The 14,570-nt window shown below is 72.3% G+C and carries 16 protein-coding genes; 8 read left to right on the forward strand and 8 right to left on the reverse strand.

What is annotated here, in order from left to right; translation table 11 throughout:
- Nucleotides 1-125: 125 nt before the first annotated feature.
- Together AB0C03_RS15815 and AB0C03_RS15820 are read right to left on the reverse strand one after the other, a co-directional pair.
- Nucleotides 126-1,493, reverse strand: a complete 1,368-nt coding sequence (locus AB0C03_RS15815) for an acetyl-CoA carboxylase biotin carboxylase subunit (RefSeq protein WP_357637335.1) — start codon at nt 1,491-1,493, stop codon at nt 126-128.
- A 71-nt stretch (nt 1,494-1,564) separates the two neighbouring features.
- Nucleotides 1,565-2,164, reverse strand: a complete 600-nt coding sequence (locus tag AB0C03_RS15820) for a TetR/AcrR family transcriptional regulator (RefSeq protein WP_030331931.1) — start codon at nt 2,162-2,164, stop codon at nt 1,565-1,567.
- A gap of 107 nt (nt 2,165-2,271) precedes the next feature.
- Between AB0C03_RS15820 and AB0C03_RS15825 the strand changes: the two genes are divergently transcribed.
- Nucleotides 2,272-3,495, forward strand: a complete 1,224-nt coding sequence (locus tag AB0C03_RS15825; RefSeq protein WP_210865617.1) for an MFS transporter — start codon at nt 2,272-2,274, stop codon at nt 3,493-3,495.
- Here the strand turns inward: AB0C03_RS15825 and AB0C03_RS15830 are convergent.
- Nucleotides 3,492-4,649 carry an FAD-dependent oxidoreductase gene (locus AB0C03_RS15830; protein ID WP_210865616.1) on the reverse strand — a complete coding sequence of 386 codons (1,158 nt, stop codon included), beginning with the start codon at nt 4,647-4,649 and terminating at the stop codon, nt 3,492-3,494. The genes AB0C03_RS15825 and AB0C03_RS15830 overlap by 4 nt on opposite strands.
- Before the next feature lie 107 nt (nt 4,650-4,756).
- Between AB0C03_RS15830 and AB0C03_RS15835 the strand changes: the two genes are divergently transcribed.
- The 3 genes from AB0C03_RS15835 to AB0C03_RS15845 all read left to right on the forward strand — a co-directional run bounded on the left by AB0C03_RS15835 (nt 4,757) and on the right by AB0C03_RS15845 (nt 7,147).
- Nucleotides 4,757-5,338, forward strand: coding sequence for a TetR/AcrR family transcriptional regulator (locus tag AB0C03_RS15835; RefSeq protein WP_030331926.1), 582 nt, complete (start codon nt 4,757-4,759; stop codon nt 5,336-5,338).
- A gap of 70 nt (nt 5,339-5,408) precedes the next feature.
- A complete protein-coding gene (locus tag AB0C03_RS15840) occupies nt 5,409-5,957 on the forward strand; it encodes a SigE family RNA polymerase sigma factor (RefSeq protein ID WP_036411447.1) in 549 nt (182 codons plus the stop codon).
- Nucleotides 5,954-7,147: a hypothetical protein gene (locus AB0C03_RS15845; RefSeq protein WP_357637341.1), complete on the forward strand. Its 1,194-nt coding sequence runs from the start codon at nt 5,954-5,956 to the stop codon at nt 7,145-7,147. Before AB0C03_RS15840 ends, AB0C03_RS15845 begins: the two co-directional genes overlap by 4 nt.
- Before the next feature lie 50 nt (nt 7,148-7,197).
- On the opposite strand, the gene AB0C03_RS15850 is transcribed toward AB0C03_RS15845, so the two are convergent.
- From AB0C03_RS15850 to AB0C03_RS15870, 5 genes are all read right to left on the reverse strand, one after another.
- Entirely contained in the window at nt 7,198-8,100 is a 903-nt protein-coding gene (locus AB0C03_RS15850; protein ID WP_030331920.1) for a sulfurtransferase, read from the reverse strand.
- 139 nt (nt 8,101-8,239) lie between these two features.
- The gene (locus AB0C03_RS15855; protein ID WP_156057553.1) at nt 8,240-9,598 is read right to left on the reverse strand and encodes a hypothetical protein; all 1,359 of its coding nucleotides are present in this window, start codon (nt 9,596-9,598) and stop codon (nt 8,240-8,242) included.
- 129 nt (nt 9,599-9,727) lie between these two features.
- The gene (locus tag AB0C03_RS15860; RefSeq protein ID WP_030331916.1) at nt 9,728-10,174 is read right to left on the reverse strand and encodes an imidazolonepropionase-like domain-containing protein; all 447 of its coding nucleotides are present in this window, start codon (nt 10,172-10,174) and stop codon (nt 9,728-9,730) included.
- 2 nt (nt 10,175-10,176) lie between these two features.
- Entirely contained in the window at nt 10,177-10,944 is a 768-nt protein-coding gene (locus tag AB0C03_RS15865) for an SGNH/GDSL hydrolase family protein (protein WP_030331914.1), read from the reverse strand.
- A gap of 44 nt (nt 10,945-10,988) precedes the next feature.
- Nucleotides 10,989-11,147 carry a hypothetical protein gene (locus AB0C03_RS15870; protein ID WP_156057550.1) on the reverse strand — a complete coding sequence of 53 codons (159 nt, stop codon included), beginning with the start codon at nt 11,145-11,147 and terminating at the stop codon, nt 10,989-10,991.
- A gap of 18 nt (nt 11,148-11,165) precedes the next feature.
- Between AB0C03_RS15870 and AB0C03_RS15875 the strand changes: the two genes are divergently transcribed.
- From AB0C03_RS15875 to AB0C03_RS15890, 4 genes are read left to right on the forward strand one after another with little or no spacing between them, the layout of a single operon-like run.
- Nucleotides 11,166-12,935 (forward strand): proline--tRNA ligase, encoded by a 1,770-nt coding sequence (locus tag AB0C03_RS15875; RefSeq protein WP_210865615.1) that lies wholly within the window; start codon nt 11,166-11,168, stop codon nt 12,933-12,935.
- A gap of 56 nt (nt 12,936-12,991) precedes the next feature.
- The gene (locus AB0C03_RS15880) at nt 12,992-13,417 is read left to right on the forward strand and encodes a CBS domain-containing protein (protein WP_030331911.1); all 426 of its coding nucleotides are present in this window, start codon (nt 12,992-12,994) and stop codon (nt 13,415-13,417) included.
- Between the two features lie 35 nt (nt 13,418-13,452).
- Nucleotides 13,453-13,881, forward strand: a complete 429-nt coding sequence (locus tag AB0C03_RS15885) for a SufE family protein (protein ID WP_030331909.1) — start codon at nt 13,453-13,455, stop codon at nt 13,879-13,881.
- Nucleotides 13,882-13,901: 20 nt separating this feature from the next.
- A complete protein-coding gene (locus tag AB0C03_RS15890; protein WP_030331907.1) occupies nt 13,902-14,543 on the forward strand; it encodes a DsbA family oxidoreductase in 642 nt (213 codons plus the stop codon).
- Nucleotides 14,544-14,570 lie beyond the last annotated feature (27 nt).

Consider the following 14,570-nt stretch of genomic DNA (forward strand, 5'->3'; position numbering starts at 1 on the left):
TGCTTAGGGGTTCCCCCAGCATGCCACTCCACTGTTGATCAAGAGGTTTGCGTCATCCTCGGCACGAATCCTGACGCAAACCTCTTGATCACCGCGCGGGGCGGGGGGCGGGGGTGGGGTGGGGGTCAGCGCATGCGGGAGACGATGGCGGTGTCGTAGGTGCCGGAGCGGAACTCGTCGTTGGTGAGCAGTTCGGCGAAGAAGGGGACGTTGTTCTTTGGGCCCTCGATCTGGAACGCCGCGACGGCCGCCTCCGCGCGGTCGAGCACCTCGGCTCGGGTCGCGCCGGTGATGATCAGCTTGGCCAGCAGGCTGTCGTAGAACGGGGTGACCGTGTTGCCCTCGGTGTAGCCGGAGTCCACCCGGACCCCCTCGCCCGTCGGCTCCACCCACGTCCTGATCACACCGGGGCCGGGCAGGAAGCGCTTCGGGTCCTCGGCGTTGATCCGCATCTCCATGGCGTGACCACCGGGGGTCAACGCGTCCGGGTCGAACGTCGGCGCCAGCCCGGAGGCCACCCGCAACTGCTCCTCGACCAGGTCGATGCCGTAGACGTACTCGGTCACCGGATGCTCCACCTGCAACCGCGTGTTCATCTCCAGGAAGAAGAACTCCTCGGAACCGGAAGCAGCGCCAGCAGCGTCCCGCTGACGCGGGACCAACAGGCACTCCACAGTCCCCGCGTTGCGGTAGTCGACCGCCTCGCCGGCCCGCACCGCCGCCGCCAGCAGACGGGAGCGCAGCTCCGGCGAGACCGCCGGCGACGGGGACTCCTCGACCAACTTCTGGTTGCGCCGCTGCACCGAGCACTCCCGCTCGCCGAGCGCCACCACCCGACCGTCGGCCAGACCGAGGATCTGCACCTCGACGTGCCGTACCCGGGGAAAGTACCGCTCGATCAACACCGAACCGTCGCCGAACATCCGCTCGGCGAACGCGCGCACCTTGTCGTACTCGGTGCGCAGCGCGGCCTCGTCGACGGCCACGCCCATGCCCATGCCGCCACCGCCGGCGGCGGCCTTGACCATCACCGGGTAGCCGATCTCGGCGGCGGCCGACACCGCCGCATCCAGGTCGGCGGCCGGGTCGGTGGTGCCGGGCGCGACCGGAACACCCGCCGCCGCCATCAGGTTCCGAGCATTGATCTTGTCGCCCATCGCGGTGATCGCGTCCGCGTCAGGTCCGACCCAGATCAGGCCGCTCGCCTCGACGGTACGGGCGAACTCGGCGTTCTCCGACAGGAAGCCGTAGCCGGGGTGGATGGCCTGCGCGCCCGTCGACTTCGCGGCGGCGAGGATCGCCTCGGTGTTGCGGTAGCTCAGCGCCGGGTTCGGTGGGCCGATGAGGACCGCCTCGTCCGCCTCGGCGACGAACGGCAGGTCGGCGTCGGCCTCCGAGTACACAGCGATCGCGCGGATGCCGAGCCGCTTGGCGGTCCGGATGATCCGGCGGGCGATCTCGCCCCGATTGGCGACCAGCAGTGACTCGATCATGTTTCCTCCCGGCGTCCGGATGGTGGGACGATGTCAGGGAATCATGACCGGCACGGTTCTGACGAGTCGGCTCAGGCGAGCAGCGCGGCCAGGGTCGCGCCGCGCAGCAGCTCGGCACGACGTCGCCGGTCCACCTCACCGCCGAGGAACGGCGTCGAGTTCATCAGGCCGAACGCGGCGTGCGCGAGCACCCGCGCCTCACCGTCGGGCATGCCCGGGTGCAGCGCGGTGAGCACCGTCACCCACTCCTCGACGTAGAGCCGTTGCAGGCGGCGGATCCGCCGCCGCGGCTCCTCGGGCAGGCGGTCCAGCTCGTGCAGGTGCAACGCGATCACCGCCGGGTTGGCCAGGGCGAACTCCACGTGGAAGTCGATCAGCGACTCCAGCACGCCGCGCGGGTCGTCCGACCGGCCGGCGGCGCGTTCCCGCCCACCTGCCAGCAACCCCTCACTGACCGGGATCAGCGCGGCGGCCAGCATGGCCTCCTTGCCGGCGAAGTGGTGGTACAGCGCCGGACCGGTGACCCCGGCGGCCGCACCGATGTCGTCCATCGACACGCCGTGATATCCGCGCGCTGCGAAAAGACCTACCGCGATCTCCAGGATCTCGTCCTTGCGGGACCTGCGCCGGCCCGCACCCGCCGCACCCCGTGCCTGCTGCTCCACCGTCACCGGGCAAGCCTAGACCGGGAACTGCCTGCGGTGGAGCGGCGGCTGACGGTCGTTCCGCACTGTGGTGGCTTGACCCTCGACCCGGTCGAACCGGCACGGTCACCGGCATGACCGCCACTGCTCTCGGCCGGGACTTCCGGCTGCTCTGGTCCGCTGCCGTGTCGTCGCGATTCGGAGACGCGCTGCGTACCCCGGCGCTGGCCCTGTTGGCCGCGACAGTGACCCGCGATCCCCGGATCATCGCGGCGGTCACCGTGGCCGGGCAGGTGCCGCCGCTGCTCTTCGGTCTGCTCGGCGGGGTGTACGCGGACCGCTGGGACCGCCGTCGGACGATGGCGGTGGTCGACGGGGTACGCGCTGGCGTGGTGGCGGCGCTGGCCGTGGTGGTCGCGCTCAACCGGGTCAGCGTCCCGGTGTTGCTGGTGGCGGCGTTCCTGCTCGCCGCGTTGGGCACCCTCTTCGACTCCGCCTCGTTCGCGCTGCTTCCCGCGGTGGTGCCGCCGGACGCGTTGCCCCGGGCGAACGGCCGGCTCCAGGCGGGGTCAGCGGTGGCCGGCGGTTTCCTCGGGGCTCCCGCCGCCGGTGTCCTGTTCGCCGTCGCCCCGGCCCTTCCGTTCGCCCTCGACGCCGTCACCTTCGCGGTGGCCGCGGTGCTCGTGCTGGCCCTCGCCCCGGCGCCACGGACCAGGGTGCGGAGGCGGCGCGGCTCGGTGTGGAGCGAGATCGTCGAGGGGCTGCGCTGGCTGCGGGCGCACCGGACGCTGTGGCGGCTCACACTGCTCACCGCGGCGAGCAACCTGGCGATCAGCGGGATCATGGCGGTGCTGGTGCTCTACGCGCTGGATGTGCTGCGGGTGCCGCCGGCCGGGTACGGGCTGTTCGCCGCCGCAGCCATCTTCGGGGGCCTGGCGGGGGCGCTCGGGTCGGGGCGGCTCGCCGCCCGGCTCGGCACGGTGCCGGCGCTGCGGGTGGTGCTGGCCGGGCAGACCGTGGCGCTGACCGGCTTCGCGCTGGCTCGGCATCCGGTGCCGGGTGGGATCGCGCTGGCCGTCTTCGCCGCCGGCACAGTGGTGTGGAACAGCCTGTGGGCGTCGTACGGGCAGCGGCAGGTGCCGGGCGAGTTGCTGGGCCGGGTAGGTGCGGCGCAGCGGATGGTCGGTCTGCTCACCGCACCGCTCGGGGCGGCGCTCGCCGGGCTGGCCGCCGCGGCGTACGGCACGGTGCCGGTGGCGGGCGCGGCAGCGGGGACGTTCGCGCTGGTCACCCTGACCGCGTGGCGGACGCTGCGGTCGGCCGCACCCGGCGTGCTGAGCCGCAGTGGCGTGGCCTAGCTCGGCGTTCGCTCGCGGTGGGACAGCCCGGACAGGCGCAGCGCGATCCGTCGACGGGCCGGTGGAACGGCACCGAGCAGCCGGAGCAGCACGTCCCGGGCGGGCCGGCCGGCCGGGGAGACGGCCGCCAACCTGGTCAGCCCGGCGGCGAAGCTCATCACGTCCTCGGCCATCGGTCGCTGCCGGGCGTCGTAGTCGTCGAGCAGCGTCTCCGGGCCACCGTCGAGCACGTCCGCCACCGCGGAGCCGAGCGCGACCGCGTCGCAGATGCCGAGGTTCATGCCCTGCCCGCCGGCCGGGCTGTGCACGTGCCCGGCGTCACCGGCCAGCAACACCGGTCCGGCTCGGAAGGTGTCGGCGATCCGGTGGTGCACCCGGAACCGGGAGCCCCAGACCACGTCGGTCACCCGGTCGGGTCGTCGTACCGGGCCGCGCTCGTCGAGCAGCGCCTGAAGGTAGGCCGCATCCGGTTCGGCCGGTGCGTTCCGCACGGCGGCGACCAGCCGGACCACCCCGCCGGGGAGTGGGGCCCAGACCAACGGCCCGGGGCGGGCGAGGAACAGCGCCGCCTCGTCGCGGGGCAGCACGCTGTGCACCCGCACGTCGGCGAGGACGAAGGACTCCTCGTCGCTGCTGCCGGTGAAGCCGATGCCGGCCAACTCCCGGACCGTGCTGTGCAGGCCGTCCGCGCCGACCACGAACCGGGCGCGCACCGCCTGCCCGTCGACCTGCGCGAGCATGCCGTCACCGACGCGGCTCAGCCCGGTGAGCTGGCACGGCCGTCGTACCTGGACACCGAGCTCGGCCAACTTTTCGGTGAGCACGGTCTCGGTGACCGCCTGGGAGATCAGCAGCGCGTAGGGGAAGCGGGACGGCAGCTCGTGGAACGGCACCGACAGCAGCACCCGGTCCCGGTCGCGCACCGTGAAACGCGGCGTCCGCACCGCCTGGGCGATCAGCGGCGCGGCGGCGCCGATCCGGTCCAGCACCTCCAGGGTGTACGCGTGCACGACGGCGGCGCGGGAGGTCGTTGGCGGCGCGGCGAGCCGGTCCAGCACTGTCACCTCGACCCCGCGCCGGGCCAGCGTCAACGCGGTGGCGAGACCGGTGGGGCCGGCACCCACCACCAGGACGTCAGTGTTCGTGGGCAGCATGGCCACCTCCAGAAGACGACTGCCAACATGTGTTGGCAAACACTTGTTGGCCACGCTAGAGCGCCTCACGATTGCGTGTCAACAAGTGTTGGCATACGGTCGTTGGCATGACCTCGTCCGCCCCGCCGACCCAGCCCCGCCGCTCCGACGCCACCCGGGCGGCGATCCTGCGAGCGGCCCGGGAACGGTTCGCGGCGGACGGCTACGAACGCGCCACGATCCGGGCCATCGCCGCCGACGCCCAGATCGACCCGTCGATGGTCATGCGCTACTACGGCAGCAAGGAAGGGCTCTTCGCGGCGGCGGCCGAGTTCGACCTCCGCCTGCCCGACCTGACCTCGGTACCGCCCGCCCGACTCGGTGAGGTGCTGGTCCGACACTTCCTGGCCCGGTGGGAGGGCGACGAGACCCTGGTGGCGCTACTGCGGGCCGCCAGCACCAATCCCGGTGCGGCCGAACGCATGCGCGGCATCTTCGCCAACCAGCTCACCGCCGCAGTGGCCACCTTCGGCACCGACCCGACGCTGACCGCCCGACGGGCCGGCCTGGTGGCCAGTCAGGTCCTCGGCCTCGCCTTCACCAGATACATCGTCCGGCTGCCGCCCATGGTGGACACCACGCCGGACGAGCTGGTCTCCTGGGTCGCGCCGACCCTGCAGCGTTATCTGACCGGAACGCCGCCGAGCTGACCCAACCTTTTTCCCCCTCCCGTGCGTCTGCCTGTTGACGCGTACCGCGCGACGGCCGGGAGGGGGGCGGATGGCGCCGACGAGGGACGACGGACGCGACGGCTACCTCGCCTTCGTGGAGAACCACCAGCACCGGCTGCTCCGCGCGGCCTACCTGATCTGCGGCAACCGGCACCAGGCCGAAGACCTCCTCCAGGACGCGCTGCTCAAGCTGGCGCTGCGCTGGTCCTCGGTCCGCGACGGCGACCCCTCCGCGTACGTACGGGCCATCCTCTACCGCGACTCGGTGTCGTGGTGGCGGCGCCGACGGCGGGAGTGGCTCAGCGCCGCGCCGCCGGACCAGGTGGCCCACGACCGGGACGGCGCGTTACGGCTGACGATGCACGACGCGCTGGGCCTGCTGCCCCCACGGCAGCGAGCCGTGCTGGTGTTGCGCTACTACGAGGATCTGACCGAGGTCGCCACCGCTGAGGCGCTCGGCGTGACAGTCGGCACCGTGAAGAGCCAGTGCCACGCGGCGCTGCGCCGACTCCGCGAGGTCGCCCCGGACCTCGCCCGCGACGCCCGACCGGGTCGAGGCCCGGCCGATCTGGCCAGCGGTCTGGAGGTGAACCCGTGAACGAGCAGGAGCTGCGCCGACTGCTGACCGTCAGCGTCGAGGACGTGCTGCCCAGCCAGCCGGCCGCCGCCGGATGGGAGCGGGCTCGGCGTACCCGGCGCACCCGGCGGGCCGTCGCGGTGGTCGCCCTGGCCGTGGTGCTGGTCGGTGGCGGCACGGTGGCGGCGCTGCGACCGCCCGCCGATCCCGCGCCGGTCCCACCGGTGGGTCCGACGGTGACCCCGACCGTCGACCCCTCCCACGCGGGTCCGGTGCAGAAGCCGCCCGCCGAGCTCACCTTCCCGCCCGATCCGTTGGCCCGGCTCGGCGCTCCGGCGACGGTGCCGCTCTCCGAGCGACCGGTCCAGCAGGCAGTGGCACTGTTCCAGCCGGTGGACGAGGAGAATCGCGCGGACGGCCCGGTCCGGGTGCTCGGCAACGACGGCGTGGTGCGCAGCCTCGACGTGGTGACGTTGGCACCGACCCGCGACGCGAGCGGCAACGAGGCGGGCGCGCTGAAGCCGGGAGTACTGTCGCCGGACGGCCGGCAGGCCGCGTTCGCGCAGACCAAAGAGCTGGTCCTGATCGACCTCAGCACGGCAGCCGTCCGCCGGATACCGCTCGACGGCTACCTGGAGCTGGTGGTGTGGGCGCACGACCGGGTGCTGGTCGGCGGCGACGACCGGACGTACGCGGTGGACCGGGTCACCGGGGCGGCCAGCATCATCGACGTGTCGACCTGGGAGTTGATCGCACCCGACCCGGACGCCGGCCGGGAGGCCCCGTTGATCGAGACCTACGGCGAGGGGACCAGCCTGATGCTGCGCAGCCGGACCGCCCGGGAGGGCGAACTCCGCTCCGAGCAGCCGGTCAACGCCTCGCAGCTGCCCTCGCCCTACCAGGTCAACGAGTTCTACGGCCGAGGCTGGTTGCACGGTGAACGGCTGGCCCGGGCGGCCTGGATCACCAGCAGCGAGATCAACGGTGCCGAGGGGGCGGCGGTGCTGGACGCACGGACCGGCGCCGTAGTCCACCTGCTCGACCTCGGCCGGGATCGCGCCAAGGGCTGCTGTGAGGTCCTGGGCTGGGACGGCAGGGGCGCGGTGCTGCTCCGACTGGAACCGGCCGCCCTGGCCCGCTGGTACCCGGAGACCGGCGAGATCACCGGCATCGTTCGCGACCTGCGCGGTCCGATCGCACTGGCCGGCTGAAACACCGTCCCCGCGCGACGTTCACTGTCACGCGGGGACGGTCGTGCCGGTCAGGCGGCCAGGCCGCCCGGCTGGTCGCCCTTCACCACAGGTGCCCGGACCAGGTTGCCCCACTCGGTCCACGAGCCGTCGTAGTTGCGCACCTGCGGGTAACCCAACAGGTGCCGCAGCACGAACCAGGTGTGGCTGGACCGCTCCCCGATCCGGCAGTACGCGATCACGTCGTCGTCGGGGCTCAGCCCGAGCTGGTCGGCGTAGATCGCCTTCAACTCGTCGGCGGACTTGAACGTGCCGTCCTCGTTGGCGGCGGACTTCCACGGCTTGCTGACCGCACCCGGGATGTGCCCACCGCGCAACGCACCCTCCTGCGGGTAGTCCGGCATGTGCAGCATCTCGCCGGTGTACTCACCCGGCGAGCGGACGTCGACAAGTGGCCGACCGGCGGCGATGTGCGCCATGACCTGCTCACGGAAGGCCCGCAGCGGGGCGTCGTCGCGCAGCGGCACCGGGTAGTCGGCGCGCGGGCGGGCCGGCTTGTCGCGGGTCACCTCGCGTCCCTCGGCGATCCACTTCTGCCGACCGCCGTCGAGCAGTCGCACATCGGCGTGACCGAAGAGCGAGAAGACCCAGAGGGCGTACGCGGCCCACCAGTTGAAGTTGTCGCCGTAGAAGACGACGGTGTCGCCCCGGCCGATGCCCTTCGCCGCGCACATCTCGGCGAAGCTCTTCGGGTCCAGGTAGTCCCGGGTCACCTGGTCGTTCAACTCCAGGTGCCAGTCGACCTTGACGGCACCGGGAATGTGACCGGATTCGTAGAGCAGCACGTCCTCGTCGGACTCGACGACGACGAGGCCCTCGTCGCCCAGATGCGCGGCCAGCCACTCGGTGGTGACCAACCGCTGCGGGTCCGCGTACGACTGGAGGCGGGGATCGGGATCGTTCGGCACAGACATGATCCCAAAGGTACGCCGGATCGCCGCCCGCGACCGCTGTAACGCCGGCCGGCCCACCGCCCCCGCACGGGATGGTGGGCCGGTCGGCATTCGCCGGATCACGATCGCCCCGGCGAGGCCACCCGCCGGGTTGCTCCGGCTAGCTGCTCGGCGGCTGGTTGCCGACGAAGAAGGTGAACGACGCCGAGTCCGACTGGGTGCCGTCCCCGTCGATGCTCCAGACGGTGAGCGAGGTCAGGCCGGCCTTCGTCGGCGCCCAGGTCACCGACGCGGTGCCGTCGGCCGCCGCGGCCACGGTGCTGGTCACAGTGCCGAAGCGATAGCGGTAGCTGACCACGTCGGGCTGGCGCGGGGTGAAGGTGAAGACCCCGGGCACGCCCGGCCCCCCACTGGTGACGCCCTGCTGATAGACCGTCGCGGTGATCTTCGGCGCGGTGCTCAGCCGGAAATTGCTCGACGCGGTCGCGGTCACGCCGTCGGCGGTCACGCTGGTCACCGAGAGCGTCCGGTAGCCACCCCGGGTCGCGGTGACGGTCAGCGTGGCGGTGCCGTCGGCCGCCGCCTCCACCGTCTGCTCCGGGTCGCCGTCCAACTGGAACCGGTATCGGACCACCCCGGCCATCTGCGGCTGCACCGTGAACGTGGTCGGCACACCGATCTCGGTGAGTCTGCCGGTGATGATCGGCGCGACATCGCTGGCCCGGAATTCGTACCGCGCCTCGGGCGAGCGGTTCCCGGCCGCGTCGAGGCTCCACACCACGAGGGTGTTGGGCCCCGCCTCCGGGCGGAGCGTGACAGTGGCCGAGCCGCCCGGCCCGTCCGCCGACACCACCTGGACACCGTCGCCGCCGAGCAGCTCGTACCGGAAACCAACAGCGTCCGGTGTGGCCGCCGCGTCGAAGGTGAACTGTCCCGGCAACGCCGGGTGCCAACCGTCGACCGGGAAGTCACTGGAGGTGACGACCGGCGCGGCCTCCGGGCCCTGGAAGTCGGTCCGGAGGTAGCAGAGGCCGCTCCACTCGCCGGTCGCCTGGCTGTCCGCCGCCCGGACCTGCCACGCGTACACCCGGTCGTGGGTCAGCACCTCCCGTTCGAAGAGGCCGCTCTCCCGATCGCCGTCCCGCCCGTTGTACCCGAACCGTTCGATCCGGGCCGCCGGCTCGTCGACCGGCCAGAGCGCGAAGGTGGTGGTCAACCGGTCGGTGCCGCCGTTCGCGTCGATGTCCGGGTCGTGCAGGACGGCGGAGAGCGTCAGGTCGTCGTTCTGCCACCACTGGTACGGCTCCGCCGTGGTGCACGGTTCGCCGGAGGTCTGCAGCTCGGTCGGCACACCCGGCGGCTGGTTGTCGTCGATGGCAGGCGCGTTCGGTACGTCGTTCGCTGCGGCCGGCACGGCCGTCAGCGTGAGCGTCCCGGCGGCGACCGCCACGGAAAGCCCCGTCGCCAGCAGCGCCCGGAGCGGTCGTGCGGATGTCGTCGTGCCAGGTATGAGGGTCATCCCCCAGCCACCTTTCCCCGATGTCCCCGCCTTCCGATCAGCGGGGGCAGCGGATGTTATCGGGGCGGGCGGACATCGGGCGACCCCGATTCGATCAGTGCACTCCACAGTGGAGGCGTCAGCGCCTGTTCAGGCGCGGCGGTGGACGATCCGGCCGGCTACCACTGTCACCAGACAGGTGCCGTCGTCGCCGTGCACCGCGAGGTCGGCCCGACCGTCCGGACGCAGCGTCGGCACCACGGCGGTGGGCAGCACCAGCAGGTCGCTCCGCTCGGCGGCGGCCCGCAGCGCCGGGTCGGCCAGGTGTTCCGCCAGGACCGCCGTCACCCCGGTACGCAACAGCGCGTGCACCCGTTCGCGCGGGGTCGGTGCGGGCGGCAGCGGACCGTCGTGCAGCAGACCCGGCCCCAGCGTCCCGGGCCAACGGCGAACCCGGGCCCCGGCGTACGCCGCACTCAACTCGGCCAGCGGGCCGACGGCCGCGACCCGGTCGCCGCTGACCAGCACAGCGTGCTCCGGCACCGGTTCGCCGTCCCGGTCGCGGCACAGCAGGGCCGCGGTGTGCAGGGTGAGCACGCTCAGTCGACGAGCGGGCCGAGTTGCGGGCGCTTCGCCGTCACCGTGTCGCCGGACGACCGACCGGTCAACCGCCGCTTCACCCACGGGGCGAGGTGCTGACCGGCCCACCGCAGATCGGCGGCGCGGGCGGCCAGCCACGGCGAGGGTGCCGGGTGCGGCGGGACCATCAGCCACTCCTCGTCGCAACCAACCCCCAGGGCGTTCAACACCTGGCCGGCGACCCGCCGGTGGCCGGCCGGGGAGAGGTGCAACCGGTCGGTGCTCCAGAGCATCGGGTTGAGGAATGTGTCGTCGGCGTACAGGTCGACCATGATGGCGCCGTGCCGCTCGGCGGTCTCGCCGACCGCCTGGTTGAGCAGCTGCACCCGGGGTGCGACGAGGCGTTGGCCGGGCAGCCGGGCCATCACGTCCGCGAACCGGAAGAGGAGCACGTCAGCGCCGCCCGAGCGCAGTTGCCGGACCACCTCGTCGAAGCGGGCGACCAGCGTGTCCGGGTCGAAGGTGCGCCGCAGCACGTCGTTGCCACCGGCCGCGAAGCTGATCAGATCCGGCTTCATCGCCACCGCGGAGGGCACCTGCTCGGCGACCACACTGGGGAAGAGCCGGCCCCGGATGGCCAGGTTGGCGTACCGGAAGTCGGGGCCCGCCTCGGCGGCGAGTCGGGTCGCCACCAGGTCCGCCCAGCCCCGGTAGGTGCCGTCCGGGTACGCGTCGTCCATGCCCTCGGTGAAGCTGTCCCCGACCGCGACAAAACTGCGCCAGCGCACCCGCGCCTCCCTCACGCCACTTGTTGCCTGCGGCGACCAGTCTGTCACCGCGGGATCGCCCGGTGCCGCCCCGAATCCGCGACGTGTCGGAGGTCATTGCCCAGTTGCCGCCCGGCAGCCTGATTCGACGCCGGATCGCCGATATCGGGTGTTGCGCCGCCGATATCCGCGATGTCGAAACGGGATGGCTCAGCCTGACGCATCGACCGTAGGCTGCCCGGATGCTGCTACGCATGTCGACAGTGCTGCTGCGGACCCTGCGCGAGGACCCGGCCGACGCGGAGGTGCCGAGTCACCGGCTGCTGCTGCGTGCCGGTTACATCCGTCGGGCCGCACCGGGCGGCTACACCTGGCTGCCGCTGGGCAAGCTGGTGCTGGACCGGATCACCGAGGTGGTACGCGCCGAGCTGTTCGCGATCGGCGACCAGGAGGTGCACTTCCCGGCACTGCTGCCGGCCGAGCCGTACCGCACGAGTGGCCGGTGGGCCGAGTACGGCGACGACATCTTCACCCTCGCCGACCGGCGCGGCGCCGAGCACCTGTTGGCGCCCACCCACGAGGAGATGGCGGCGCTGCTGGTCAAGGACCTGTTCACCTCCTACCGGGACTTCCCGGTGACGCTGTTCCAGGTGCAGACGAAGTTCCGCGACGAGGCGCGGCCCCGGGCCGGGCTGCTGCGCGGCCGGGAGTTCCTGATGAAGGACGCGTACTCCTTCGACCTGGACGAGGCCGGGCTGCGCGAGGCGTACGCCCGGCACCGCTCCGCGTACCGGCGGATCTTCGACCGGTTGGGTCTGGACTACACGGTGGTGCAGGCGATGTCCGGCGCGATGGGTGGCTCGGCGTCGGAGGAGTTCCTGGCCGCGACGCCGGTCGGCGAGGACACCTTCGTGGGCTGCACCTCCTGCGACTACGCGGCCAACACCGAGGCGGTCCTCACCCGGGTGCCCGCCGCCGGCGATCCGGCCGCGCAGCCGGCCGCCGAGGTGCACGACACCCCGGAGACCTCGACGATCGCCAGCCTCGTGGAGTTGGCCAACGCGCGCCGGTTGGGCGGTCGGGACGGCTGGACCGCCGCCGACACCCTGAAGAACGTCGTGCTGTCCATCCGGCAGCCGGGCGCGGAACGGGCCGTGCCCCTGGTGGTCGGGCTGCCCGGTGACCGGGAGGTCGACCTGAAGCGGGTCGGTGCCGCACTGCACCCCGCGCAGGTGACCGTCTTCGAGGAGTGGGCCGAGCATCCGGAGCTGGTACGCGGCTACATCGGGCCGCAGCTGCTCGACAAGCTGGGCATCCGTTACCTGGTCGATCCCCGGGTGGTGGCCGGGTCGGCGTGGCTGACCGGGGCGAACGAGTCGGGCCGGCACGCGACCGACGTGGTCTGCGGACGGGACTTCACCCCCGACGGCACCATCGAGGCGGCCGACGTGCGCCCCGGCGACCCCTGCCCCGACTGCGGGACGGGCGAGCTGACCATCCGGCGGGGCATCGAGATCGGGCACATCTTCCAGCTCGGCCGCCGGTTCACCGACGCCTTCGCTGTCGACGTGCTCGGGCCGGCCGGCAAGCCGGTCCGGCCGACCATGGGCTGCTACGGCATCGGGGTCTCCCGGGCGGTGGCGGCCGTCGCCGAACAGCACCACGACGACCGGGGGCTGGTCTGGCCGGCGGCGATCGCGCCGTGTGACGTACACCTGGTGGTTGCGGGCAAGGGCCCGCAGCTCGACGCGGCGCTGGAGCTCGGCGGGCGGCTCGCCGCGGCCGGCCTGCGGGTGCTGGTCGACGACCGCACGCACGTCTCGGCCGGGGTCAAGTTCACCGACGCCGAGCTGATCGGCATCCCCCGGGCCGTCGTGGTCGGCCGCCGACTCACCGAGGGGTACGTCGAGCTGCGCGAGCGGGCCGGCGGCGAGCGCACCGAGCTGCCGCTGGACGGTCTGCTGGATCGACTCGTCAACGAGGTACGCCAGGAACGTGCGAGCCTGGTGTAGCCACGGCGTCACTGGGTAGTGCAGTCGGATCGGTGGAAACGTCTTCGGAGGCTCTCATGACCGGTTACCGGGTCAGCGACGTGATGACCAAGCAGGTGGTGTACCTGCCGGCCGAGACCACTCTGGACGAGGCGGCCAGGGTGATGAAGGAGGCCGACATCGGTGATGTGGTGGTGACCGATGGCGCCAGCCTCGCCGGCATGCTCACCGACCGGGACATCGTGGTGCGGGCCGTGGCGGAGAACAGCTCCCCGGCGGCCACCACCATCGGTGCGATAGTGACCCGCGAGGTCGTCATGATCGAGCAGCACTGCACGGCGGGTGAGGCGGCGGCGCTCATGCGGGATCGGGGCATCCGACGGGTGCTGGTCTGTGACAGTGACCGCAAGCTGGTGGGGATCGTCTCGCTCGGCGACCTGGCCATGCAGCTCGACCCCACCAGCGCGCTCAGCGAGATCAGTGAGCAGTCGCCCACTGTGTGACCGGGGCTCCGGCACCACGGCGGTAGCCTCGACGCATGGCTGACATGCCGGCCCGACTGGCCGAGATCGTCGACGAGTTCGCGGCCGCGCCGCGCGACCTGGTGCTGGAGATGCTCCTGGAGTACGCGGACGTCATCCCGGCGCTGCCGGAGGGTGCCGCGGAGCGCGAGGGCATGGAGCAGGTGCCCGAGTGCCAGACGGCGTTCTTCCTGCGCGCCCGGGTGACACCGGAAGGCACCGTCGAGACGCTCTTCGACTGCCCGCCGGAGGCGCCCACCACCCGGGCGTTCGCCGGGATCCTCGCCGAAGGGCTCGCCGGCGCGAGCGCCGAGCAGGTGCTGGCCGTACCGGACGACCTCTACCAGCGGATGGGGCTGGCGCAGGCGATCAGCCCGCTGCGGGTCCGGGGCGGCACGGCGATCCTGGGTCGTCTCAAGCGTCAGATCCGGGAACAACGCGGCTGACCGCGAGGTTGGCACCGGTCATGGAGATCGAGATCTACGCGGACGTCATCTGCCCGTGGTGCTACATCGGCAAGCGCCGCCTGGATGAGGCCCTCGCCAGCTACCCGGGCGAGGTGACGGTCCACTACCGGCCGTTCCAGCTCGACCCGTCGCCGGTGCCGCAGCCCCTGCCGCTGGTGCAGGCGTTGGCCGGCAAGTTCGGCGGTCCGGGGCGCGCCCGGCAGATGGTCGACCACGTGACCCAGGTCGCGGCGGCCGACGGGCTGCGGCTCGACTACGACCGCGCGGTGATCGCCAACACCTTCGAGGCGCACCGGCTGGTCTCCTGGGCGAGCGACCAGGGCAGGGCCGCCGAGATGGTCGAGGCGCTGTACCAGGCGCACTTCAACCACGGCGTCGACGTCGGGTCGCGGGAGGCGCTGGCCACCCTGGCCGGCGAGGTCGGCCTGGACGCGGCCGACGCCCGCCGGTTCCTCGACTCCGACGAACGCGTCGCCGACGTCACCGCCGCCCTGGCCCACGCTCAGGCCCTGGGCATCACCAGCGTGCCGACCTTCGTGCTGGCCGGGAAGTACGCGGTCTCCGGCGCGCAGGAGGTGCAGACGTTGCTCGCCGCGCTGGCCGAGGTGGAGCAGCGCGAATCCGCAGCCCACTCACACTGAGTCACCAGCGGCCAGCATCCGGCATCG

Origin of the sequence: Micromonospora parva, assembly GCF_040649675.1 — a bacterium.
GTDB lineage: Bacteria > Actinomycetota > Actinomycetes > Mycobacteriales > Micromonosporaceae > Micromonospora > Micromonospora parva.

Coding starts and splice junctions, on each gene's coding strand:
- AB0C03_RS15815 (WP_357637335.1), bottom strand. CDS start 1,493: ATGATCGAGTCACTGCTGGTCGCCAATCGGGGCGAGATCGCCCGCCGG.
- AB0C03_RS15825 (WP_210865617.1), top strand. CDS start 2,272: ATGACCGCCACTGCTCTCGGCCGGGACTTCCGGCTGCTCTGGTCCGCT.
- AB0C03_RS15830 (WP_210865616.1), bottom strand. CDS start 4,649: ATGCTGCCCACGAACACTGACGTCCTGGTGGTGGGTGCCGGCCCCACC.
- AB0C03_RS15835 (WP_030331926.1), top strand. CDS start 4,757: ATGACCTCGTCCGCCCCGCCGACCCAGCCCCGCCGCTCCGACGCCACC.
- AB0C03_RS15840 (WP_036411447.1), top strand. CDS start 5,409: ATGGCGCCGACGAGGGACGACGGACGCGACGGCTACCTCGCCTTCGTG.
- AB0C03_RS15850 (WP_030331920.1), bottom strand. CDS start 8,100: ATGTCTGTGCCGAACGATCCCGATCCCCGCCTCCAGTCGTACGCGGAC.
- AB0C03_RS15855 (WP_156057553.1), bottom strand. CDS start 9,598: ATGACCCTCATACCTGGCACGACGACATCCGCACGACCGCTCCGGGCG.
- AB0C03_RS15870 (WP_156057550.1), bottom strand. CDS start 11,147: ATGCGTCAGGCTGAGCCATCCCGTTTCGACATCGCGGATATCGGCGGC.
- AB0C03_RS15875 (WP_210865615.1), top strand. CDS start 11,166: ATGCTGCTACGCATGTCGACAGTGCTGCTGCGGACCCTGCGCGAGGAC.
- AB0C03_RS15880 (WP_030331911.1), top strand. CDS start 12,992: ATGACCGGTTACCGGGTCAGCGACGTGATGACCAAGCAGGTGGTGTAC.
- AB0C03_RS15885 (WP_030331909.1), top strand. CDS start 13,453: ATGGCTGACATGCCGGCCCGACTGGCCGAGATCGTCGACGAGTTCGCG.
- AB0C03_RS15890 (WP_030331907.1), top strand. CDS start 13,902: ATGGAGATCGAGATCTACGCGGACGTCATCTGCCCGTGGTGCTACATC.